This is a genomic window from Streptomyces sp. NPDC037126 (assembly GCF_055605965.1).
In genome coordinates this window covers 1-22,781 of the sequence record NZ_JBVJTD010000007.1, presented here as the reverse complement: position 1 = coordinate 22,781, position 22,781 = coordinate 1, and the positions used below count along the sequence as shown (strand labels likewise).

Annotated in this window: 16 protein-coding genes and 2 pseudogenes; 7 read left to right on the top strand and 11 right to left on the bottom strand. The window is 68.3% G+C overall.

The window, feature by feature from the left end:
- The first annotated feature begins 70 nt into the window (after window positions 1-70).
- Window positions 71-898, top strand: coding sequence for a ZIP family metal transporter (locus ACZ7FF_RS17655; protein WP_470813113.1), 828 nt, complete (start codon window positions 71-73; stop codon window positions 896-898).
- A 289-nt stretch (window positions 899-1,187) separates the two neighbouring features.
- Here the strand turns inward: ACZ7FF_RS17655 and ACZ7FF_RS17650 are convergent, their stop codons facing one another.
- From ACZ7FF_RS17650 to ACZ7FF_RS17635, 4 genes are all read right to left on the bottom strand, one after another.
- The gene (locus ACZ7FF_RS17650; RefSeq protein ID WP_470813112.1) at window positions 1,188-2,207 is read right to left on the bottom strand and encodes a cytochrome P450; all 1,020 of its coding nucleotides are present in this window, start codon (window positions 2,205-2,207) and stop codon (window positions 1,188-1,190) included.
- Window positions 2,208-3,023: 816 nt separating this feature from the next.
- Window positions 3,024-4,229 carry a cytochrome P450 gene (locus ACZ7FF_RS17645; RefSeq protein ID WP_470813111.1) on the bottom strand — a complete coding sequence of 402 codons (1,206 nt, stop codon included), beginning with the start codon at window positions 4,227-4,229 and terminating at the stop codon, window positions 3,024-3,026.
- Window positions 4,229-5,227, bottom strand: a complete 999-nt coding sequence (locus ACZ7FF_RS17640; protein WP_470813110.1) for a DUF1259 domain-containing protein — start codon at window positions 5,225-5,227, stop codon at window positions 4,229-4,231. The genes ACZ7FF_RS17645 and ACZ7FF_RS17640 overlap by 1 nt, the downstream gene beginning before the upstream one ends.
- Window positions 5,228-5,581: 354 nt before the next feature.
- Window positions 5,582-6,502: a LysR family transcriptional regulator gene (locus ACZ7FF_RS17635; protein ID WP_470813109.1), complete on the bottom strand. Its 921-nt coding sequence runs from the start codon at window positions 6,500-6,502 to the stop codon at window positions 5,582-5,584.
- Window positions 6,503-6,601: 99 nt separating this feature from the next.
- On the opposite strand from ACZ7FF_RS17635, the gene ACZ7FF_RS17630 reads away from it, so the two are divergent.
- Both ACZ7FF_RS17630 and ACZ7FF_RS17625 read left to right on the top strand, forming a co-directional pair.
- Window positions 6,602-7,348 (top strand): SDR family oxidoreductase, encoded by a 747-nt coding sequence (locus ACZ7FF_RS17630; protein ID WP_470813108.1) that lies wholly within the window; start codon window positions 6,602-6,604, stop codon window positions 7,346-7,348.
- A gap of 229 nt (window positions 7,349-7,577) precedes the next feature.
- On the top strand, window positions 7,578-9,026 hold the full coding sequence (locus ACZ7FF_RS17625; RefSeq protein ID WP_470813107.1) for a pyridoxal phosphate-dependent decarboxylase family protein: 1,449 nt from the start codon (window positions 7,578-7,580) through the stop codon (window positions 9,024-9,026).
- Between the two features lie 277 nt (window positions 9,027-9,303).
- Here the strand turns inward: ACZ7FF_RS17625 and ACZ7FF_RS17620 are convergent, their stop codons facing one another.
- Together ACZ7FF_RS17620 and ACZ7FF_RS17615 are read right to left on the bottom strand one after the other, a co-directional pair.
- Window positions 9,304-10,311: a glycosyltransferase family protein gene (locus ACZ7FF_RS17620; protein ID WP_470813106.1), complete on the bottom strand. Its 1,008-nt coding sequence runs from the start codon at window positions 10,309-10,311 to the stop codon at window positions 9,304-9,306.
- A 53-nt stretch (window positions 10,312-10,364) separates the two neighbouring features.
- Window positions 10,365-10,961 carry a GNAT family N-acetyltransferase gene (locus ACZ7FF_RS17615; RefSeq protein ID WP_470813105.1) on the bottom strand — a complete coding sequence of 199 codons (597 nt, stop codon included), beginning with the start codon at window positions 10,959-10,961 and terminating at the stop codon, window positions 10,365-10,367.
- Between the two features lie 690 nt (window positions 10,962-11,651).
- Between ACZ7FF_RS17615 and ACZ7FF_RS17610 the strand changes: the two genes are divergently transcribed.
- The gene (locus ACZ7FF_RS17610) at window positions 11,652-12,446 is read left to right on the top strand and encodes a 4-hydroxybenzoate octaprenyltransferase (protein ID WP_470813104.1); all 795 of its coding nucleotides are present in this window, start codon (window positions 11,652-11,654) and stop codon (window positions 12,444-12,446) included.
- Window positions 12,447-12,553: 107 nt separating this feature from the next.
- On the opposite strand, the gene ACZ7FF_RS17605 is transcribed toward ACZ7FF_RS17610, so the two are convergent.
- Window positions 12,554-13,621 (bottom strand): DNA polymerase III subunit beta family protein, encoded by a 1,068-nt coding sequence (locus ACZ7FF_RS17605; protein ID WP_470813103.1) that lies wholly within the window; start codon window positions 13,619-13,621, stop codon window positions 12,554-12,556.
- Window positions 13,622-13,881: 260 nt separating this feature from the next.
- Between ACZ7FF_RS17605 and ACZ7FF_RS17600 the strand changes: the two genes are divergently transcribed.
- Window positions 13,882-15,006: an SMI1/KNR4 family protein gene (locus tag ACZ7FF_RS17600; protein ID WP_470813102.1), complete on the top strand. Its 1,125-nt coding sequence runs from the start codon at window positions 13,882-13,884 to the stop codon at window positions 15,004-15,006.
- A 233-nt stretch (window positions 15,007-15,239) separates the two neighbouring features.
- Here ACZ7FF_RS17600 and ACZ7FF_RS17595 read toward each other — a convergent pair whose 3' ends face one another.
- The 3 genes from ACZ7FF_RS17595 to ACZ7FF_RS17585 all read right to left on the bottom strand — a co-directional run bounded on the left by ACZ7FF_RS17595 (window position 15,240) and on the right by ACZ7FF_RS17585 (window position 21,033).
- Window positions 15,240-17,879 carry a PA14 domain-containing protein gene (locus tag ACZ7FF_RS17595; RefSeq protein ID WP_470813101.1) on the bottom strand — a complete coding sequence of 880 codons (2,640 nt, stop codon included), beginning with the start codon at window positions 17,877-17,879 and terminating at the stop codon, window positions 15,240-15,242.
- Between the two features lie 102 nt (window positions 17,880-17,981).
- A complete protein-coding gene (locus ACZ7FF_RS17590) occupies window positions 17,982-20,447 on the bottom strand; it encodes a beta-L-arabinofuranosidase domain-containing protein (protein WP_470813100.1) in 2,466 nt (821 codons plus the stop codon).
- 391 nt (window positions 20,448-20,838) lie between these two features.
- Window positions 20,839-21,033, bottom strand: a complete 195-nt coding sequence (locus tag ACZ7FF_RS17585; RefSeq protein ID WP_470813099.1) for a hypothetical protein — start codon at window positions 21,031-21,033, stop codon at window positions 20,839-20,841.
- Window positions 21,034-21,883: 850 nt separating this feature from the next.
- On the opposite strand from ACZ7FF_RS17585, the pseudogene ACZ7FF_RS17580 reads away from it, so the two are divergent.
- Window positions 21,884-22,039, top strand: a pseudogene (locus tag ACZ7FF_RS17580) (IS5/IS1182 family transposase); the annotation flags it as partial.
- Between the two features lie 129 nt (window positions 22,040-22,168).
- On the opposite strand, the gene ACZ7FF_RS17575 reads toward ACZ7FF_RS17580, so the two are convergent.
- Window positions 22,169-22,372: a hypothetical protein gene (locus ACZ7FF_RS17575; protein WP_470813098.1), complete on the bottom strand. Its 204-nt coding sequence runs from the start codon at window positions 22,370-22,372 to the stop codon at window positions 22,169-22,171.
- Between the two features lie 140 nt (window positions 22,373-22,512).
- On the opposite strand from ACZ7FF_RS17575, the pseudogene ACZ7FF_RS17570 reads away from it, so the two are divergent.
- Window positions 22,513-22,689 (top strand): annotated as a pseudogene (locus ACZ7FF_RS17570) (IS5/IS1182 family transposase); the annotation flags it as partial.
- Window positions 22,690-22,781: the final 92 nt, after the last annotated feature.

Genomic DNA, 22,781 nt, shown 5'->3' with positions numbered 1-22,781 from the left:
TGTTGTTAGGTAAGCCTTCCCTGGCTTAACGTCTGGGAGCTTCCTGTGCACGTCAGACCGGAGAGTCCCCATGTCCAGCGCCAACATCGCCCTGCTCGGCGCCATCGCAGGCTTCACCATCTACCTCGGCCTCCCGCTCGGCCGCCTCCGTAACCCCACCCCGCGCCTTCGCGCCGGACTCAACGCTGTGGCCATCGGCATCCTGGTCTTCCTCATATGGGACGTTCTCACCCACGCCTGGGAGCCGACCGACGAGGCGCTGAGCAAGCATGACTGGGCGACCGTCGCCTCAGGCTCTGCCACGTTGGCCGCCGGCCTGACCCTCGGGCTGGCCGGACTCGTCCATTACGACGGCTGGATCGCCCGTCGCCGTGCCGCCGGATCGCGGCACGTCGGCCCCGGTGCTGCCGCAAGCGCCGAACTCGCGCCGAAGAGCCGTAGTCAGGCCGGGTCGCTGGCACTGATGATCGCCACCGGCATCGGCCTGCACAACTTTGCCGAGGGCCTGGCCATCGGCAACTCCGCAGCCCAGGGCGAGCTGTCCCTCGCCCTCCTGCTGATCATCGGCTTTGGCCTGCACAACGCCACCGAGGGATTCGGCATCGTCGCCCCGCTGGCCGCCGAAGGCGAACGCCCGTCCTGGTCCACGTTGCTCCTGCTCGGCCTCATCGGCGGCGGACCCACCTTCCTCGGCACCCTCGTCGGCCAGCACCTGGTCAACGACACCTTGTCGATCGCATTCCTCGGCCTTGCCGCCGGATCCATTCTCTACGTCGTCATCGAACTGCTGGCTGTCGCTCGCAAGGCCGGACTCAAGACGCTCACCACCTGGTGCATCCTCCTTGGTCTGCTGCTCGGCTTCGCCACCGATGCCGTCGTCACGGCCGCCGGCGCCTGACACTTCGGCAGTCGTCCCCCCACCGCGGCAGACGTTGGCAAGTCGGTGCCGAGCCGGAGCAGCACCTTTGCCCCCTCGGAGGGGCGAGCACCGGCACCGGGTCACAGCCCAACCGCTGAGCCCACGAACTGAGACCGGAAACGGACGACTCCATCGATAGGAACCACGAGCGATGGAGCACGTTCGCGCGTGCTGGGCGGAGTCGCTCGCGGGTCCGCTGCCGCCGCCCCACTCGACGCCGCTCGCGGGCGGCCGGTACGGGACGGCGCCTGCACAACCAGGGCTGCCCTCATCCGCGGAGGGTGGCGCGCAGGCGGAGTCCTGCGGTTGTGAGGCCTTCGAAGGTGGAGACCTGGTAACTGGGTCCGGCCGGCTCGCTCAAGTGATAACGGCGGGCGGTCTGTGCGGTGAGGAGCGTCAGCATCGTCATGGCCAGAGCGGCTCCCTCGCAGCCATGAGGGCCGGTACCGAAGGAGAGGAAGGCCCCGGGTTCCTCCGGCGAACTCGAATCATCGAGCCAGCGTTCGGGCTGGAAGCGGTCTGGATCGGTGTGTTCCCGCGCGTCGCGGTGGGCGGTGTAGGGGCAGACGAGAACGGTGGAGCCGGCGTCGATGGTGTAGCCGGCCAGCTGAGTCTGTCGCGGGGCGCACCGGGTCAGGAGCCAGCTCGGGGGGTACAGCCGGAGCACCTCGCGCACCAATGCCTGGGTGTATTGCAGGCTGCCGAGGTGCGTGCTGGTCGTCGTGGCCGGATCGGCAGGCAGCAAGGCGGATTCGGCCGCGACGCGGTCCGCTGCCCGCGGGTGCCGCGCCAGGTGGAGCAGAATCCATCCGGCTGCCCGGGAAGGTGTCTCGAAGGTGGCGACGGTGATTCCCGGGAGAGTGTCGAGTACAGCCTCTTCCGGCAGTAGGCCGTAGCGGGAGGAGGGGCGGAGCATCTGCCCCAGCATGTCGTCGCCGAGCCGGCCCGTTGAACGGCGCCGGCGCACGATGGGCCGCAAAGCGTCGGTGAAGGCGACTTGCTGCCGTGTGCGGAATCGCCGTGCCGGTGTGGGGATCCAGCGCGGCCATACCCAGCGCGAGGGGCGTACGAGGATCTCCCGGGCCAGGAAGAGCTGTGCGGCAAAGGGCAGCAGGGTGGGAGCGTCTTCGGAGAAGAGGTAGCTCATGCCGATCTCTGCCAGGACGTGCCGGACCAGGGGGAGGATTTCGACGTCCTGATCCGGGGGCCACTGGTCAGCGAATCGAGCGGTTTGGGGCGCCACCTCACCGATGCGGGCTGCGACCGCCTGCGAGCGAAGGCCGCGCATGCGGGCGGCGTGAGCACGCGCGCGCTCCTCAGGGGTCGGTTCTCCGCTGGACCGCTTCAACGGCGGGAAGAGGGGAGAAGGCGCCTTGGGGAAATCCTGAGAGCGGCGCAGGACTGCTTCACACGGCCCGGCCGCAGCGGCTACGTACACCCCCGGTTCCAGCTGCCAGACGTCCCCGCACTCCGCAGCGCCGCGGCGCGCCAGTGCGAGCCGGTCGCGGCTCCAAGCCGTGAAACTGCAACCGGGCAACCGCGGTGGCTCATTCATTCGGCCCATGAGATCGTCCCGGGCTCTCGTACCTGTCCAGGCCTGTCTCGTCGGCACCGTGGCTGGGCGTCGGCGGACGCCCGGGGGCGCCCGCCGGCAATGCGGTCAGACTCAGCGGTCGCCGGCGTATGCATCCCATTCGTGTTCGCCGTACGCACCGTAGTGGCGGGTGAAGAAGAGCCTGCCGAGTAGCTTGGCAATCATGGTGCACTCCTCTCACCTGTCTTCAGCACCAATGCCACAGATGCCATATTGCCACATATATTCCGTACGTGATACGGGGACCGCTTGCGGTGTAGTGGGGGCCACGCATGAAAATGGTCTCGGAATGTGACCAGCTTGTGGCGGTGAGTAGTCGAAGTTGAGTGGAATGACGAGCCCGATGCGGCGCACATGACCGTGCGGGTCAACGAGACGGCACGGCCGCCGCCTCGTTGACCGGATCGGGGTGGTGGGTGCGCGAGCGCTACGGCCGTCTGGGAGCCGTCTCCGTGCGCCCTGTCCGAGGTGTTCGCGCAGGGCGTGCGGGGCTGTTGCGCTACGAGGCGTCTACCAAGCCACTGGCAACTCGAGTGGGAACCTCCTGATGGTCTTCGTGTCCCACCGCACGTCCTCCGGCGCCACCGCGAGCCTCAGACGGGGGAATCTCTCCACCAGCCTGCCGATGGCCACTTCGAGCTCTGCCATGGCCAAAGGCATCGCGATGCATCGGTGTCCGCCCCAGCCGAAGGTCATGTGCGGGGCGCTGGGACGGTCGAGGTCGATGACGTTCGGGTCCGGGTAGCGCTCCGGGTCGCGGTTGGCGGTCAGGTACGACACGTGAACGAAGTCGCCCGCCCGAATCCGCGCGCCGTCAAGTTCCACGTCCTCAAGGGCCACCCGGGGGATACCGACACCCTTGCGGAACGGGATGCAGCGGAGCATCTCGTGCAAAACGTCGGTCAGGGTCTCGGGCCGGCTCCTGAGGTGCTGCAACAGCACGGGACGGGTCAGGAGCAGATACGTGATATTGCTGATCTGGCAGGTTGCCGTGTCCTGACCGCTGAGCGCCAACGTCAGGGTCATGACCGCCAGTTCCCTGTCGTCGAGCTGTTCGTCGCCTTCCTGCGCCGCGGCCATCGCGCTGATGAGGTCCGGGCCAGGTGACTTCCGGCGCTGTTCGACCAATTCGGCGAAGTACCGCAGCAGATCGGCCTTGGCCTTCGTGGCGGCCTCTTTGTTCCCCGCACCGACGACAAGCAGTTGGTGCACGGCATTCTCGATCCAGGGCCACTCCTCCCGTTCGATACCGAGGAGGTCCAGGACCGCATGTTGGGGGAGTTTGTCCGACAGGTGCTCGACCACGTCGGCCGGCGGTCCTTGCTTCTCCATGTCGTCCAGCAGACGGTCCGCGAGCTGGACGATCCGGTGCCGCATACCGTCGACCTGTTGCTGCGTGAAGGCCTGCGAGGCCAGGTGACGGACGCGAGTGCTGTGCGGCGGGTCCATCACGTTGATCGACTCTGGTGAGACGATGGGCTCCGGCGTCATCCGGGGGTAGTCCTGGCCGATGATGCCCGCCCTGCTGAACCGCTGGTCGGTGACCACCTGCTTGACGGCGTCGAAACCCGTGATCAGCCAGGCTTCGGCGTCGCCGTAGGGAAGCCGGATGCGCGCGGGCGAACCGCGCTGCATCAAGGACTGGAGCGTGGGATCGAAATCCAGGGCTCTGCTGTAGTCGAACGGGCAGGTGGGTGTCTCGTTGTCCGCAGTCACTAGCCGACTCCTCCGGGCATGGGTACGACGTTGGTGGTGTCCACGGCCTTCCGAACGGCTCCGGCCAGCCTGACCGCGTTGCCGACGGCCCAGTAGTGGACGAAGAACAGGCGTGGGTCGTCATCGAGGTTGTGGTGGTGCAGTTCGACGAGGTCGATGCCGCCGCGCCGCAAAGCCGTGAGGACGGGCTGGACCTCACTGGCGATCATGACGAGGTCGCCGCTGAGGGCAGCCCTTCCGCCGCCGAGCGGCTGGAAGTTGACGGAGGTGGTGGAGCCCAGGCCTGGAGGCAGCACCAGATGGCCGTCGGCGACGGTCTCGCGACGGACATAGGTGCTCTTGTAGATCACGCCATCGGTGGTGCCCTTGACGCCCATCGCGGCGTCGATGGCGGCGGTGTCCAGGTCGACGGGTGGCGAGGAAGTGGCGGGCTCGGCGGGCGGGGTGCCGGTGCGTTCGAACGCGGTGTGCAGGCCGCGAGCAACGGCGACCGGGTCGTGGCCGTGTGCGTGCACGTGTACCCACCAGACGGCCGGCTCGTGGGCGAGCAGGTGTTTGTGAATGGCGGACAGCATGATGTCGTGCTTCTGCAGGTCGTCGCAGAAGTGCTGCAGTTCGCCTTCGGTGATCACGACGTCGCCCATCAGGAGCGTGCTGCCGTCCGCGTAGCGGACGAAGGACACGTGCGTGCCCAGGGCGAGCGCGGGATCGATCAGCACGCCTCGGGAGCAGACTTTGAGGTCCCGGCGTGGAAAGGCCGTGTGGTACATGAATCGCCTCATGTCACCTGGCCGGCCGAGTGCTGCGCCCACGGCTGCCCAGTCCGCGAGCTTGGTCATCACCGGTTCGACCAGGGCGTGGCCCTCCCGCGGGGCGGACAGGGCGCTGGCCCGGGCCGGCACGGCGCTGAGAACGGGCGCGAGGGCGGCCGTGGCCAGCAGCCGGCGCCGGGAGGTCGTGAGGGGGGATCGGGAGTCCTGCTGTCGGTCGTCAGCCATGTCATATGCCTCCTGACCCGATCGAAACACCGGAATCCGTCTCGCCCGGTGATCGACGCAGCCACGTCCCGCAGGTGGACTAACACGCGAGTGAGGGCGTGGCCAAGCCGACGAGGCTCGCGACTGCCGCCTTCGGGCCGCGGCTGTACGACGGGTCCCCCGTGTGGGCACGGCGGCCGTCCCCAACCGGACCAGGGCTTTTCCGGCGTGTCCGCAGGGTGGACCTTGTTCGGCTCCCGGCAGGGAGCCAGGCAGGCAGTCACTCGATCTCGTGTACGGGCCGTACAGCGGCGGATCAGAGATGGCGCAGACGAGTGACGGCGAGGGCGGCCGTAAGCCCCACCCCCTTCCCACTCAGTGGCGCGCTCGCGCGTCCGTACCGGGTGGCGATGTACGGCTGACGGACCGAGTAAGACCGAGCAATGTACGTGCGACGTCTTCCAGTGATCCGAGCAGCGGGTTGGGGTCGTCAGCGCGTGTGACGAGCACGACTTCGCAGGGATCGATGTCGATGACGGGCACCAGGGCGATGTCCTCGCGCACAGCAGCGCGTCGATCGCCGGCAGGGAAGATCGCGACACAGTGGCCGGTGGCGATGAGTTCCAGCTTGTCCTCGTAGCTGTCGTCGATTGAGGGCGGGGGTGGTGCCGGGCGGTCGCCGACCGGCTTGGGGGTGCTCCAGACAACCGGAGTGCTGACGCAGGCCATCAGTTCCTCGTCCGACAGAGCCCGCAGGCTGACGGGTTTCTCGTTCGCCAGATGATGACTCGCCGACGTGACGAGTACCCGCGACTCCTCATGGAGCTTGGTCACCCGGAAGCCGTCCGTGGGCCAGGGCAGGGGTCTGTACGCGACGAGGGCGTCGAGCCGCCCCTCGGCGAGGGCGTGCGTGTCCCGCCAGTCAAGGTGCCGGGTGCGGACCTGGCCGTCGGGGTGCCGGCGGCGCAGTTCCTGCACACAGGCGGTGATGACCAGTCCTTCGGCGTAGCCGACGGTGATGGTACGGGGCTGGACGGCGGCTCTGGCCATGTGAGCGGCTTGCTCGGCCTCTTGGAGCAGCATCCGGGCCCTGGGAAGGAAGGCCTGACCGGCGTCGGTGAGGCTGCTGCCCTGCGGCGAACGGTCGAGAAGCCGGACACCGAGCTGAGCTTCCAGTCGCTGGATCTGGCGGCTCAGCGACGGCTGCGCCAGGTGCAGCTGGGTGGCGGCCCGGCCGAAGTTGCCGTACTCCGCCACGACCGTGAAATAGCGCACGAGCCGCAGATCAACGTCCATTCGCCCAGGGTACGTTGCGCGCCGCCATACGCCTGGGACATGACGGCATACGAAACAGGTCTTGGACAGGGTGTGCGGGTGCATATTTGGCTGGAGGGCATGACCACTTATGACGGCAAGAAGATCGTGATCACGGGCGGAAGCAGCGGTATCGGCCTGGCTGCGGCCCGGTTGTTCGCGGACGGTGGGGCGCACGTACTGATCACCGGCCGCACCAGGTCCACCCTGGACGCCGCGCTGGAGCAGTTGGGGAACAAGGCGATCGCCGTCCGTAGCGACGCCGCGTCCCTGAAGGACATCAAGGCGCTGGCCGGCACGGTCCAGGAGCGGTTCGGCGCTGTGGACGCGCTGTTCGTCAACGCCGGTGTCACTGCGTCCGCGCCGTTCGACTCGACGACGGAGGAGATGTACGACGAGCTGTTCGGCATCAACGCCAAGGGCCCGTACTTCACAGTGCAGGCGTTGGCGCCGCTGCTGCGCGAAGGAAGCGGCGTGGTCCTCACCACGTCGGTGGTGAACGTCCGGGGCATCGACGCGCTCAGTGTCTACTCGGCGAGCAAAGCAGCCCTGCGGTCGATGACGCGCACCCTGGCCCGCGAGCTACTTCCGCGCAAGGTGCGCGTCAATGCCGTGAGCCCCGGCCCGATCGACACGGGCATCCTGGACCGCTCCTCGCTGCCCGCCGACGTCGTCGAGGCGACGAAGGACACCTACCGGAGCACCAACCCGATGCAGCGGCTGGGAACGTCCGAGGAAGTGGCCGCCGCAGTGGCGTACTTGGCGTTCGATGCGACCTTCTCGACGGGAACGGAGTTCCCTGTCGACGGAGGGGCTTCGCAACTCTAGGTGCTCTGACCGCACAGGTTCGCCGGGGCGCCAGGGCGCGGTGGAGAGGGGGCGACCGCCCCAGTGGATGCCCCCTCTCGCCGCGGATGCGGGCGCGCTCGCGACGTTGAGCGGTCAGCACGCCGGGATGGCGAGGGTAGCCAGCGGTGTTTCGCAGGCAGGTTGAGCCGTGTCGTCCGGTCACGGATGCGGGGCGCGCCAGGAGTTGAGGGGGAGGGGGCCGCGGTCGATGACGGTGCGGATGCAGAAGGTGCTGCGGGCGTCACGAACCGGGCCGATGACCGAGATGGGCCATCTCGTCCTGGGCCGGGTCGTGGACCGCACCGAAGAGCTCGCCGCCCGCCCCGCGACCAGTCCTCTGACCCGGCAGGCCGAGACCGAACTGGTGGCGTCCTTCCTGACGCCACCACCGGCCAGGGGCGGCGACCTGAAGACTCTGCTCACGCGCCTGGACGAGGCCGCCGACTGCGCCCTGGAGACGGCAGGGCCCGGCCACCTGGCGTACATCCCGGGCAGCGGCCTGTACTCGGCCGCGCTCGCCGAGTTCTACAACCGTGCTGTCAACCGTTACGGCGGCCTGGCTTCGGTCGCCCCCGCCTTCGCCGCGCTGGAGGAGAGCGTGATCCGCTGGATGGCCCGCGATGTGTGCGGACTCCCGGAGGGCGGCGGCGGCCTGTTCACCAGCGGCGGCTCGATGGCCACCTTCTCAGCGACGGTCGCCGCCCGCCATGACAGGCTCGGCGAGGATCTCGCCGACGGCACCGTCTACACCACCGCCTTCGCCCACCACTCCGTCGCCAAGGCCGCCCGGCTCGCCGGCATACGCGCCGCCCACATACGCACCGTGCCACACACACGGGACCTGCGGATGGACCCCGGCGTCGCCGCGGCGATGATCCGCGCGGACCGGGATGCCGGGCTGCGGCCGTTCCTGCTGGTAGCCACCGCCGGGACCACCGACACCGGCACCATCGACCCGCTGCCGCAGCTGGCCGGTCTCGCTCGCCGCGAGGACATGTGGTTCCACGTCGACGCGGCCTACGGAGGCTTCTTCCGCCTCACCGCGCGCGGTCAGGAACGCCTCGCCGGTCTGGAGGAAGCCGACTCGATCACCCTCGACCCGCACAAGACCCTGTTCCTGCCGTTCGGCACCGGAGCCCTGGTCGTCCGTGACATCACCGCTCTGCATGCCGCGCACGACGGTACGGGTAGCTATCTCCAGGACATGGGTACGGCGGGGAGCGTTCCTGATTCTGTTCGCCTCGGCCCCGAGTTGACCCACGAGATCCGCGGTCTGCGGGCCTGGCTTCCCCTGCACCTGCATGGTGTGGACGCCTTCCGCGCGGCCCTGGACGAGAAGCTCGACCTGGCCGACCACGTCCACGACGTGCTGTCCGGCGTCGCGGAGCTGGAGGTTCCGCTACGTCCGGACCTGTCCACCGTGATCTTCCGGGTTCGTCCCTCCGACAGCAGCCGGGTCGCCGCCGAGCGGGCCGACGAGGCCAGTCGCCGTCTGCTGGAGCGAATCAACGGCCACCGCCGCATCGTGCTCTCCAGCACAGCCGTCGACGGCCGCTACACGCTGCGCATCTGCGTGGTCTCCCACCGCACCCACCTCGACCGCATCACCGAGGCGCTGGACATCATCGCTGCTGAGGTCAAGCGCCACACCGTGTAGGCGGCCCTGACATTCGCGGACCTCCTGACGCTGCTGTCGGACCCGCCCGCTGATCACGCTCGGCACCACAACGAGCACGCTGCTGCCGGCAACGGCATCAACGCACGGCTCAGCGCAACGCGGCGACGGCGACGCAGTCGGCGAGAGGAAAGCAGGCTGGCGAAGAGGCTCACGGGTGGCTGGGCCGACACGTGTGCCAGCCCAGCATCACGAGCCACATGCTGGCGTCGACTTGGGAGAGATCAAGCCGACGCCAGCACGCCCGTTGTGGTGTCCGTCATCCGGAGAGCTGTGTGTACAGGTCGGACACGCTCTCCACGAAGGAGCCGGCCGACAGCCGCGCCTCCGCCAGGGCCCGCACGCCGTGCCGGTCACTGTCGAGGGCCTCGCGGATGTCCGCCATGACGAGTGACGGGTCTCGGTCGCTGCCGACGCCGGTGAGGTTGTACCGCATGAGGGAGGCGATGTTGTCCGCCGTGATGGGGCCGGCATAGCGGTAGCCCGCGCAGAGGGTCGGTATCCCGGTCGCCATGGCCTCCATCGCACCGCGGCCGAGCGAGATGACCACGTCCATCTCGCTGAGCAAGTGGGGTATCGACTGGCACGGCACGTGGTTGATGAGGACGATCTCGCTGCCGAAGCGATCGCTGGTCTCCCAGAACCCGGGGCCTTCGCCCGCCACGTAGACGAGGACCTCTTCGCGGTCGATGCTGTCGATGATCTGGCCGAGGAGGGCCTCGCGCCCCGAGTCCAGCCGGCAGTAGAGGAGCACCCGCGGTCGCCGGTGGCGGCTCTTGCTGAGGATGGCGGGGAAGCGTTGCAGGTCCACGCCCTGGTGTACGAGGACCGCCCGGTCGTGGGGAAGGTACCTCCTTTGCAGCGACAGCGCGTTCTCCGTCATGCACAGAAAACGCTCGCAGCGCGAGACGAGGTAGTCGGACGAGCGGCGACCCGCGTGATGGACGATCCTGAACGCCGGTATGTGCTCGTCTAATCGCATCAGCATCTCGTCAGGTACATCGTCGACCAGGATCAGATCGGTCTTCTCCGAGGGGTCGATCTCCTCCGTCACGGTGACGGAGTCCATGGTCTGGAATGTCGAGGTCAGGGCGAACCTGGAGAGATCGTCGACGGTGAGCCGTACGGAGTGACCTGCTCTGCTCATCGTCCCTATCAGGTCCAACACGAAGCTTTGCTGGCCGTATGTGTGGTAGCGCCCGCGGTGACTGTACTTTCCGTCGTAGAGCGTGTTGCTGCTGGTGGCGAGCAGGTAGGTGATGTGCACGCTTCCTCATCGGGTCGGGGCGAGATGTGTGACGCGAGGACAAATGAGCGCGGTCAGATGCCTTTCGGGTACTGCTCGAAGCCGAAGCGCCGGTCGAACTCGGCCTGGCGTTCCTCGTCGAAGAAGCGCACCATCTTGACCATCGGCCCCCAGCGCTCTTCCAGGCTCATACCCTCGATGCTGAATCCGTGCTTGAGCTGGAAGATCATCGCGGTGCGGTTGCTCGGGTGATGTTCGGAGGTCACACGCTCGTATCCGAGCGCCCGCAGGTATTCGAGCAGCTTGACGTAGCAGAGGGCGGCGATGCGCTGCGCGCGGTATTCGGGCAGCATTCCGCTCGTGCCGAGATAGAAGGTGTCGGGGTCCGCCATTCGGCCCTTCAGCCACCCCATCAGCTTGCCGTCCGCGTCCTCGATCAGGATCCGTTCCTGGTGGAGCTTCTGGTATTCCCCGGCCAGTTCCTGGGACTTGGGGTGGTACGGGTAGGCGTCGCGATCGGGGAAGACGGACGCGTAGATCTGGCCGACCGCCTCCCGGAACGTCGCTTCGTCGACGCACCGGCCGACTCCGCTGCTCGCGCCCGGGAGCCGTACGGGGAAGTAGCGACGGCGGATGTCGTCGATGGTCTCGACGGAGTCTGAATTAGGCATGGAATTCACCTGAGTTGGTCCTGTCGTCGTGGTTGGGCGGCATGGGGCAGGAGATCGGGCGATCTGCACGCCCTCTGCGAGCCGTTCGAGGCGGACATGAAGAGCAAGTGCGGAGTGTGGGAAAGCTGGGTTTGTCAGCGCAGGCCGATGGGATTTACGAAGGCCTCGAGGCTGTAGTAGCCGGGATGCAGGGAGAGATGGTTGGCGGCGAAAAGGCGTTGGCGGCGTCGGTGCGATGGACGGCGCGGTTCAGCGTGACGGTCATGGTTCCCCTTCTGCCGACACCGGGCTATCGCACCGGTGCTCACCGTGACGGGTGCTTCGTACGGCCCGTAGGACGTGCCTTCGTAGGAGGGGCGTTCATGGAAAAGTGTCAGGGACCTGTAACAGCCATGGACCTGGTGCGGGCGTCGGACGTATTCCTGCACGGCGGAGGCCTCGCACGGGTCGTGACGACCACGGAACTGATCGCGGGCACCACCCGGCCTGCACTTATGGGCCATTCCCCTTGCCCATGAGCACGCGGGGACGGCCCCTGAGGGACAGGTAACTCGACCTGACCGGAGCTGCGTTGGACCGATCGGCGTGCAACCTCCCTGGAAAGGGACATGAATCGGTATGACCGTCGCCTTACCAGCCCCGGCCCAAGTCTCGACTCAAGTCCCCGCCCATGGGCGCGGCGCCCGGTTGGTGGGGCGGGCCCCCGTCGGGGTGCGGCCCTGTCTGGAGTTGCTGCGGCTGGACCGGCCGGTGGGGGCCTGGCTGCTGGTGGTGCCCGGATGGATCGCCCTGGGAGCGATCGCCGGGCCCCGGGACGGGGGCCTGCTTGCGCTGCTGCTCCCGGTGTACTCGGTGCTGTCGAGAGGGGCGGCCTGCGGGCTCAACGATGTGCTGGACGCGCGGTTCGACGCGCAGGTACCGCGCACGGCGGGGCGGCCGGTCGCCTCCGGGCGGCTGTCGGCCGGTCGGGCACTGGTGCTGTGCGTCGTCGTGGGGGCCCTCGCTCCGCTGGTGATGGGGTTCTGGAGCATGGAGGCCGTGCTGTGGGCGGCGGCCGGGGCGCCCCTCGCGGCGGTGTATCCCTCCATGAAGCGGGTCACCCACTGGCCGCATGTGTGGCTGGGGATCACCATCCACTGGACGCTGCCCTTGGTGTACGGCCTGCTCGCCGGAGGGCTCGGGCTCGGGGGCGGTGTGCTGTACGGGGCGCTGATCTGCTGGGCCGTGGGTACGGACGTGATCTACGCCTGCCAGGACCGGGAGGCCGGGGCGCGGTCGGCCGCCGTGCTGCTGGGGCGCCGTAGCCGGGTGCTGGTGGGCGTCGTGTACGCGGGGTGTGTGGTGCTCGCCGGCCCAAAGCCCGACGGGCGGGTACGGCAGGGGGAGCGCAAGGTTGCGCACGCGGCCTGGTGTGCAGTGCACAGTGTCCATGCCTCCTGCGGTGGGCGCGCGAACGGCACCGGAAACGGGGGAGATCGTCTGTGAACTTCGGTGTTCGCCTGCGCGTCCGTCTCCATCGATGGTTCGCCAGCACCCCCCTGAGCCGGCTGCGTCCGATCGGTCTGGGCGGGCCGGATCAGGGGGGTGGAGCGTCAGTCCTCCAGGCGGACCGGCATCAGGATCGAGAAGGTGCCCTGGTCGTCGGGCCGGCGGATAGCGATCGGCACGGTGGGCGTGTCGAGCTCGAGGATCAGTCGGTCCCGGGACCCGGCGGCCAGCGCGTCCAGCAGGAACTCACGGTTGACGGCGACGCGGTTCGGGTCTGCGTCACCGTCTGGGCAAAGGGTCGCCGTGCCGTCATCCTCTACCCTGAGCACGCTGAGGGCGGGCGCTCCGGCCTCTCCGGAACGGACAGGGCCGGTCTCCAGGGCCTTGCGAAAGGCCGCCACCTCGACGACGGCGCGGCGCCCTGCGGCCTGGGGGAGGAGGCGACGGTAGTCGGGGAAGTCGTGGTCGAGGCACCGGCCGGCTGCCTGCCCGTCCCCCACCTCCAGCGTCACGCGGTCACCGTCGACGGACAGCCGCACGGGTCCCTCGCTGTCCAACAGCGCCCGCATCGCGTCGGCGAGCGGGGTGGGCACGATGACCTGCACGCGGCTCCCGTCGTGCCCGGCGATCCCGGTCTGCGCGACAGCCATTCGGTACCGGTCAGTGGCCACGAGGTGGAGTCTCTCGCCCTCGATGTCGAACAGGACCCCGCCGAGCATCGGCAGTTCGGGGTCGGTACTCGCGGCGAAACGGACCGCGTCCAGCGCGGCTGCCAACTCGGGTGCGGCGCTGGGCACCCGGACGGTGGCGGTGCGGAGCGAAGTCATGGCGTTCTCCCGGTGATCGAGTTGTGCTCGGAGTGCGGAGAACTGGCTGCGGGCATCGGACAGTCCCTGTTCGAGACGGCACAGGTGCGCCTTGAGCAGTTTTCGGACCAGATCGGTGTCCGCGCCGGACCAGCTGGCCAGCACCAGCCTGATGTCCGGCAGTGGCATTCCCGCCCGACGCAAGCGGGCCAGCAGCCGGGCCTCTTCGAGCTGTTGGGGTTCGTACCACCGGTATCCGCTCACCGGATCCACCCAGGCCGGGACCAGCACACCGGCACGGTCGTAGAACCGCAGGGCGCTCACGCCCAGGCCACTGTCGCGGGCCATCTCGCCAATGCTGTGCATGTCGTTCTCCACACCCAGCACTCTGGGCCCTGCACCAGGTCGAGGGTCAACCCGGGTCCTGAGGCGAATCTCGCGACAGCGGAGGGCGGGTGCTGCGGTTCGACGGCGCTGAAGCGAGACTGTTGGCAGAGGGAGCTGTCCCACCAGGCAGCTCGACCGCCAGCCTGCAGTGCAGGTTGGGAAAAGCTACCTCCGTGCTTGCTGAGCCGGGGCCGTCGTCCGAGCGCAACCGTTCGCTCGCGGCAAAGGTCTAGAGACCCGTGAATGCTGCAGACCCACACGTCAACGCCTTCGCCGAGATCTTCGGCGAACCGCCGGCCGACTTCGCCGTGCCTGTCGACTGGGCAGCGGTCGAGACCCGGTCGGGGATGAGTCTGCCCGCTGACTACAAGGCCGTCACCGCTGCGTACGGCCCCCTCGACATCGGCGGGTGGCTCTGGCTCCACATGCCATGCGTCAACCGCGGGTGGTTCGACTACGGGGCCTGGGTGCAGCAGGCTCGGCGTGACGCCCCTGGCGTCCTTCCCTTCGGCGCCACCCGTACCGCCGACACCCTCTACTGGGACACCACAGCGTCCGACAACCCCGACCAATGGCCGGTCGTCATGCGCTGTCAGGACGACGAGAACGCGGGTCGCGACCCCTGGCGGCGCTTCGCGACCCCGCTCGTGCCGACGCTGGCCCAGTTCGTGGCCGACGGCATGCGCCCGGTGGCCGCGCGAAGTGGTATGCAAACAGAACTGGAGCGCACCCCGTGGACACCACCGCCTCGGCGACCGGAGCCGACCGCTCGGCAGCGGGCGGCGCTCACCACAGGCGGCGGGCTGGAGGCGCCGACCGTACTCGTGCCACCGCCCAAGGCGCCCGCGCTTGGTGAGCACGACTGGGACTGGTTGTACGGACGGCTGGGTACACGGCTGCCCGACGAGTACGTGCGACTGATGGAGCGGTACGGAGCCGGCTCCTGGGTCGGCTGGCTGCGCTTCAAGAGTCCACTCGGCGAGGACCCGTACGCGCTCGCACCCTGGGCCGAGTGGTACGCGGACACCTACCGGGGGAGGCGAGCCAAGTTCCCGGAAAATTATCCCCTGGCTGTCTACCCCGAGACCGGGGGATTCCTTTCCTTCGCCGACTCCGTCGACGGCGACCAACTCTGCTGGCTGACCGAAGGCGCCACGCCGGAGGAGTGGCCACTGATCGTCCTACCGCGCCATGCCGACCAGGGCCCACCGCTGGGCACCGGTCTCACCGACACCCTGCTGGAGTGGCTGCGCGGCCGGTTCGCCACCGAGGGCCTGCCCTCACTGGGACGTCGCGACGAGGACCCGCTCGACTACATCGATTTCGAGCCCTGCAACGCAGAACAGCCCGCTGATGACCACTGACTCGGCGCGTTGCCGGTGGAGTTCGAGATGACCGACTCCATCAGCCGACTCACCCTAGGCATTGGGGCTGCCTGGGTTTTGGCGCGCAGGTCGGTGCCGTCCCCCAGGCCGGCCGAGGTTCATCGTCCCGTGCTGTCGGGTGATCGCGGTGCAGGCGGCGGCCCTCTCAGGTCCGGGGTGGCCGGGCCTGAGAGAGCCGAGGTTGCGCGGTACTGGTGGTACCAGGCTTGCCGTCAGTGAGTGGTGTCGCCGGCTGCGGCGCCGGCCGCGATGACCTTGCGGTTGATCTCCCTGACCTGGTCGGGGTCGACCTTCAGGACCGCCCGGTCGTAGGTCACCAGACCGTTCAGCTCACCCTCGACGTCGCTGATCTGGGTGAAGACCGAGCCGGAAAGCGTGGTGGACGCGTTCGCGAGGAGCTGGCTCGTGTTGTCCACGTACGTCTTGGTCATCTCGGCGATGTCGGCGGGGCCGCCACCGTAGTCCTGTCCGCCCGCGACGCCGGCGATGTGCCCGGGGATCGTCAGCGAGTAGCCGCCGTGCTCTCCGTCGACGGCTGCGCGAGTGGCGTCGGGCGCGGGGTTCGCCGGGCCGTGGTAGAGGTGGTAGTCGATGACGTCACCGCGGCCGGAATCGCCCTTGGAGGCACAGCAGTTGACTCCCGAGTGCGCATCGACCAGGCGCGAGGGATCCTGCCTCTTCACCGCGTCGGCGAGCTCACCGGTGGACTGCTTGCTCTGCTCGCCCCAGCCCTCGTTCATCATGGTCCACATGATCACGGAGGGGCTGCTGATGTGCTGGTCCACGATCTCGTGGACCTCCTTGTCGAACTCCGCGTTGCTCGCGGCACTGGCGGAGCCGGTGTTGCGGCTGGGCATGTCCTGCCAGACCATCAGCCCGAGCCTGTCGGCCCAGTAGTACCAGCGGGCCGGCTCCACCTTGATGTGCTTGCGCACGGCGTTGAAGCCCAGCTGCTTGTGCAGCTGCAGGTCCGACTTCAGCGCGGCGTCCGTCGGGGCCGTGTAGATGCCGTCGGGCCAGAAGCCCTGGTCGAGAGTGGCGAGGAGGAAGGTGGGCTTGCCGTTGAGTTCGATCTTGTTCACCCCGCCGACCTTGGCGACGGATATCGATCGCATGCCGAAGTAGGAGCCCACGCTGTCGTGCGAGCGACCGTCGGCCAGGGTGACCTTCAGGTTGTAGAGGAACGGGTGGTCCGGGCTCCACAGCTTGGGGTGCGGAATGTGCAGCCGCAGGGGGACGCCCGCGGCGCCGGTGACGGAACCGACCCGCTCGTCGCCGTCGAACGCGGTGGCGGTCACGCGGGCCGAGGCGTTCGTTCCGGCCCTGGGGCGCACGGTGACCGACAGGGAGTCGTCCTTGAGGTCAGGGGTGAGGACAAGGGAGTCGACGCTCTCCTCGGGAACCGGCTCCATCCAGACCGTCTGCCAGATACCCGAGGTGGGGGTGTACCAGATGCCGCTCGGGTCGCGCGACTGCTTGCCGGTCGCCTGCTGCGAGGAGTCGGTGGTGTCCTTGACCTTCAGCAGGACGGTCTGGTCGCCCTTGCCCGTGACGGCGTCCGTGATGTCCGCCGTGAACGCCTGGTAGCCGCCGGTGTGGTGGGCCACCTGCTTGCCGTTGACGTAGACCCAGGCCTCGTAGTCCACCGCGCCGAAGTTCAGGTGGAGACGGTTGGCCGAGCCGACCCGCCAGCCGGCCGGCACCTTGAACGTACGCTGGTACAGCGACCAGTCGTGGTGCTCGGCGACGCCGGACAGCGGCGCCTCCATCGGGTACGGGACGAGGATCTTCCCGCTCAGTCTGCTCGTCGGCAGCGCGGCGTCCTGTGTAGTTCCCTGGAACTGCCAGGTTCCGTTGAGGTTGGCCCACTGCTTGCGCGTCTGCTGCGGACGCGGGTAGTCGGGCAAGGCGTTGGACGGCGAGACGTCCTTGGCCCACTTGGTGGCGAAGTACCAGGTGGAGTTGTTCTGGGCAACGCTGGAGAACACGTCCAGCGGGCCGGTGGCGGTGTTCAGGCCGCCCTGTCCGTCGTAGCTGATGCGCACCTGGGACTTCATGGCCGCCGGGGTGTCCGACGCCGCCGCGGTGAAGACCAGCTTGGAGTGATCGGCCGGGTCGGTGGTCACGGTCGGGGTCCAGCGGTGGCCACCGGCGATCACCGACAGGTGCTTCGTCACGTCCGCCGGCACGGAGTCCACCGCGGCGGGCAGCTGTACGACGGCCTTTCGGCCCGTGGAGTCCACGATGCTGTGCAGGTCGAGGGGCGCGAAGCCGGCCGGCTCGTGCAGGGCGGAGTCGGGGACGGGCTGCCGGGCGATGCCCGGGCCCGACCACTCGGTCTGGATGTAGGCGCCGCCGTTGCCCTGGTTGTAGTCGAAGGACAGCTGGTGCATTCCGGCCGTCAGCGTGATCGGCTGCGAGGTGGTCTGGACGTCCCAGTCGGTGGTCCAGTGGTTGATGACGCTCGTACCGTCGAGCGACATGCGGAAGCCGTTGTCGCCCTTGATGTAGAACGTGTACGAACCGCTGGTGGGCACGTCCAGCATGCCCGTCCAGTGCACGGCGTCGTTCAGGGTGGACCCGGCGCAGTCGCGCAGCGTAGGGAGCAGGTCCTTGACGCTGAGGGAGGACTGCACCCCGGTGCTGCCGTAGGTGGCGAAGTCCAGCGACGTGCTGTCGGAGCTGAGGTAGCAGTCGCTGCGCAGCCCCTGCGGGGTGACGGTGGAAGCGGCCTCGCTCGTCGGTTCGGCGTGGGCGAGGGAGGCCGGCGCGAGAAGTGCGCCGCCGAGCAGCAGCGGAGCCACGGCCGCCAGTCTGCGCAGGAGGGTCATGCGGTGTCTTCCGGGACTCAAGGGGGTCCTCACCTTTCATTGGGGTTGCGTTGCAGTGATGCATTCGGCACGCCCGCCGTCCGTTCACGGCGTCGGTGGCTGCCCTTCGGGTTCTGCCGGCTGTCAGGCGCGCGGGCCGTCCGGCTCGGTGCGCCAGGCCAGCAGGCCGCCGGAGAACCCGGTGCGGAGCCGCGCTGTGATGCGCAGCGCCGTGGTCGAGACGGCGGGGAAGGAGACCTGGTTGAACCGGTCCGTGGCGACGCCGTAGTCGGGGGCGCCGTCCACGGGGTGCCACTGGCCGTCCGTGGAGAGGTACTCCAGCCGCCAGGACTCGGGGATGCGACAGGCACCGTGGCCGGTGTCGTCGTACCAGTACACCGACACCGCGTTGACGCGGACGGGCTCGGCATAGCTGTACCGGACCCACTCCTCGCTCCCGGTGTGGCCCCACCATGTGAAGCGCGGAATCGTCTGGTCGTAGGAACTCGACGGCTCGGCGACGGAGTTCATGAGCAGTGCCTGAGGACTGTCGACGCCGCTGAAGGAGGCGGTGACCGCCGCCCACTCCAGTGCCCTGCCGGAGGCGGAGGCGACCGGGAAGGACGTGATGCGCAGCCGCGCGGCGGCCGCCGGGACCAGCGTGAGCTGTTCGACCGGCTCCCTGGTGTGGGCCGGGCTCTGCTGCAACGGTGCCACGACGTCCTGGTCGTCGCTCACCCAGCCGGTCAGGCGCCGGCCCTTGGCCCGCATGGACACCGGAGTGCCGGAATGGGTGAAGGGGTTGGCGGCGCGAGCGCGAGTGCGTTCCACGGTGAAGGATCGGGCAGGATTCTGTCGGTCCAGTTCCAGCGCGTAGTTCCACGGCGAGGCGGGGCGCACCTCGTACTCCGGCCAAGTGCTGCTGCCGCCGGACTGCTGCCACTCCTCGTCGATGCGCAGGGAGTAGTTGACAGGGCCGTGGTAGACCGAGACGGAATCCTCGTTGCCGCTCCAGGTGCGCACCGTCGTGCGCATCGGCAACCGCAGGACCACTTGGTCGCGGTCGTGCCACCGGCGGTCGAGCACGAGGTGGCCGCCGCTGCGCCGGACGGGCACGGGACGCCCGCCCAGCCGGACCGAGGGCTCCTCGCACCATCCTGGAACCCGCAGGTAGAGCGGGAAGTCGACGGCTCGCGGAGTGGACACCGTCAGGGTGACGGTGTCGTCGAAGGGGTAGTCCGTGCGCTCGGTGACGGAGACCGTGGTGCCGTCACCCACCTTGGCACGTACGGAGGACTCGGCGTACAGGGAGGCGCACAGACCGCCGTCGATGCTCGCGAGCCACATCTCCTCGGCGTAGTACGGCCACCCCATCCCGTAGTTGTGGGGACAGCACCGGTACTGGTGGATGCCGGGCATGTACGCCTGCATGGCGAAGGAGTTGTTGAACTGGCCGTGTGACTTGGCAACGTTGTCCAGTTGGACGCTGTTGGCCGCTGTCACGTAGTGGGTGCCCTTCTGTCGCGGGTCGAAGGCGGCGGGCAGCATGTTGAGGGCCAGGTCCTCGCAGCGGTCGGCCCACAGGGTGTCACCGGTGATACGGGTGAGTATCTGGTGGCTGTGCATGTACTCGACGATGCCGCACGTCTCGAAGCCCTGGCGGGGGTCGTGGCAGCCGGGGCGTGCGTTCTCGTCCGCGGCGAAGCCACCGCCGGGGAACTGCCCGTAGCCGCCCATGACGGTGTCGTAGACGCGGTGGGTGGCCGCGAGGAAGGAGGGGTCGCCGGCGAGGACGCCGTACTGGGCGGGCTCCCGGAAGCCTTGGGCGAGGTTGACGTTGTGCCAGGTCGGGATCGTGTGTGTGTAGTCGGCACTGTGGGTGTGCATCGTGCGGACCAGGTCCAGCAGCCAGTCGTCGCCGGTGCGGTTGTAGAGCCAGTAGGCGGTGTCGATGGTGTCTCCGACGCGGGCCGAGCCCCAGCCCCGCCCGAAGAGCGTGCCGGGCTGGGCGTGGAGGTACTTCAGCCAGTCGGTCAGAGCCGGTACGACGCGATCGTCGCCGCTGTACTCCTGCCAGGTGCGCAGCGCATCCAGGACCGGCATGTAGGGCCAGAAGTCCGGTCCGCCGTCGAGTGAGGTGCGCAGGCCGACGGGGCCGAAGAAGCCGTCGGGCTGTCGGGTGGCGAGGATGCGGTCGATCCAGGTGCGGGTGAGTTCGAGGGTACGGCTGTCCTGGGTGACGTAGCCCAGGTCGCCGAACCCCCTTAGCCAGTAGGGGAGTTCCTCCCATCCCTCCCGCTCCGGAACGGCCCACCCGCTGGTCTTGTCGTCCAGGTAGTCGGAGATCTCGGGCATGCGCCCGTTCAGACCGTCGAGCTGCAGGTCCAGTTGGGCACGCAGCCAGCCCTTCGGGGTGATGCTGCCGGGCGGCAGCCGCAGGAACGCCTCTCGCTGCAGGGGGGCGCGGTTGGCCGTGTAGTGGGGGAGGGAGCCGGCAGCCGGGGCGACCGGCCCCGGGGACGACGAGGCCTGCGCGGGCGCGGCGGTGCCGGTCAGTGCGACGGCACCGGCGGCAGTCATGGATCTGGTCAGGAACGTGCGGCGTTCCACGGGGGTGTCCCTCCTGGTCAAGGACCGCGTCCAGCGGTCGTGCGGAACAGTGCAGGGGCATGAGGCGGTTGGTACGAGGAGTCGCGGGGGGCCGTGAAGTCGCGCGGAGGTGTGGTTCTGCCGTTCGCTCGCGTCAGGCGTGGGTGGGAGCGGGACGAAGGCGCGACCGATGATCGGCCCGTGCCTGGATGGGCTGGTGTCGGTCCGTCAGCTTGGGACGAAGTTGACCTCCAGGACGGGGCTGGGGTGGGCGTCGGGGTGCGGGTCCTGCTGGACCACGTCTGCCTCCTCGAAGGGGGCTGCCGGGGGCGGGGTGCGGGGCGGCAGCCGGTGCGGCGGGTCCGGGGGCCGCGGGGTGTGGGCCCGCGGCCCGCCGGACCTGGCGGCTCGGTCAGTGCACCAGGCCCTGGGACAGGGCCTGCTCGGCGTTGTCGGACGTGAAGTGACCGTCCTTGATGATGACCTTGGGCTGGACGCCGGTGGTGCCGTAGAAGTCCTGCAGGGACTGGAAGGCGAGGGGCCCGAAGCGGGGGTTGGTCTCGATGTCGGCGACGGCCCGGCCGGCGGCGACGTTCTGGCCGATCACATCTTCGTCGAAAAAGTCTGGGCACACGGAGCTCCGGCTGAAGAGCGAAGAGGGAACCGACCGGACGGACTTGGGGGCGACCTGGCCTGACGGGTTCGTACAACGATGTAGAAGCACAGTGGATGACGGTCGTGAAAGCTGTCAAGGGATCAGACGGTCTTCGAGGAGGACGACTTGGGTGGCAGATGCGTAAGTCACGTGCGTGCGGCGGGAAATGGGTCTCTGAGACTGACGCCAGCGGGTCGGCTGGGCGCCTCGTCCGTCACAAATGCGCAGGCCATAAGGGCTTTTCGATGGTGCGAATCGTCTTGGGAGGGGTCTGAAGCGTCCTGGAAAGACGTGGGCTCCGGAGGGTGGACATGACATCACGGCTGTGCTGTCATCGTCCTGGCTCCGATTTCCATCGTTGTAGGAACAGCCTTCGAATCTGTCGTGTGGTCGATGCCGGGCCTCCGCACGTCCCCCATGGCTCCTCCGGCAGTTGTCCAGCGCGCGCGGCTTCCCTGCCCTTCACCGCTTTCCTGGGCGGCTCTCCAGGAGAACCGAATGACCCTGAGAAGCGACAAGGCCGGCCAGGCGGGCTCTGCTGGGCCTGCGCCCGTAACGAGCCGTCTCGAATCGTGCCGGGGGTGGTCCTTCCACCGGCGGCACCGCCGTGGCGCCATAGCGGCTCCCGTTGAGCGGGAGGGCTGAACTGCGAGACCCAACCGCCCCGGGAGAGCGGCGTGCGTTACGCCCGCCCGTGATGCCGATCAGGGTGGTCGCTGGGGGAGAGCCCGTAGTTGATCGCAGTACCGGGGCATGTTCGGGCCACGAGTCCCGGCGGCGGGCGACCATGCGCGCGGCCACCCTTGGTCCCGCACTTGCCCTATGGCCCCGCAGGCGGTTCCGTAGGGACACCATGCTCATTGCGGACGGCACCCCGGTGCCCACCCGCGACCTCGTCATCGCTGAGCAGTCCAAGAATCACCGGTACTCCACGAACCACCAGGCCGTCATCGACGCCGGCCGCTCTGGCAGGGGTGGAGCTATTCGCTCCCACGGGTCGTCGGAGACAAGATCGGTAGACACCAGCCGGACCCTGCCCAGAAGGCCTTTCAACCACCAGTCGACACGCCGATCTCACCTCAAGTGCTCATCGGCCCTCTTCCGGCGCTGACCGCCGGTCGGCGAGGCGATCCTGGTCGGCGGCGTTACCAGTACGAGCCTCGGTGCGGTGACCCCGTTCCAGGTAGTCCCGCACGATCAACTCGACAGCGTCCTGCGGGCTCCTGGTACCAGCCAGCAGCATGACCTCGATGGCCAGATCGCTGTCCAGGCTGATGGTGACCTTCGCCATGACACCTCCTCGGAAGGGCTCCCGCGGAGCCTATCCAAGCGGCTGGCGCTCGGCGATGGGTAGGTTGCCGGACCTGGAAGAGAAGGACGAGGCTGGGGAACCGGGCCGGTTGCGAACGGCTCATTCTGTGACGAGCTTTAGCCCGAATGAAGGCCTGGAAGATCCTCCGTGACTTCCGCCTCGAGGGGGATGGCGTTCACTACGCCATGCTCGGCATCGCCCGGCTGTACCCCTCAAGTTCGCCCGACAGGCGAGCGGTTGGATTGATCACCACTACGTCCGTACCAGTCATAGGTCATTTACGGGACAAGCCATAGCTTGATCTTTAACCTGTGCGGCGGGGTTTCGGGGTTGTTGACCTCTTCTTTTGTCCCTGTGCTGGCTGCGTCTTCTTGGGTGTGTGCACGTC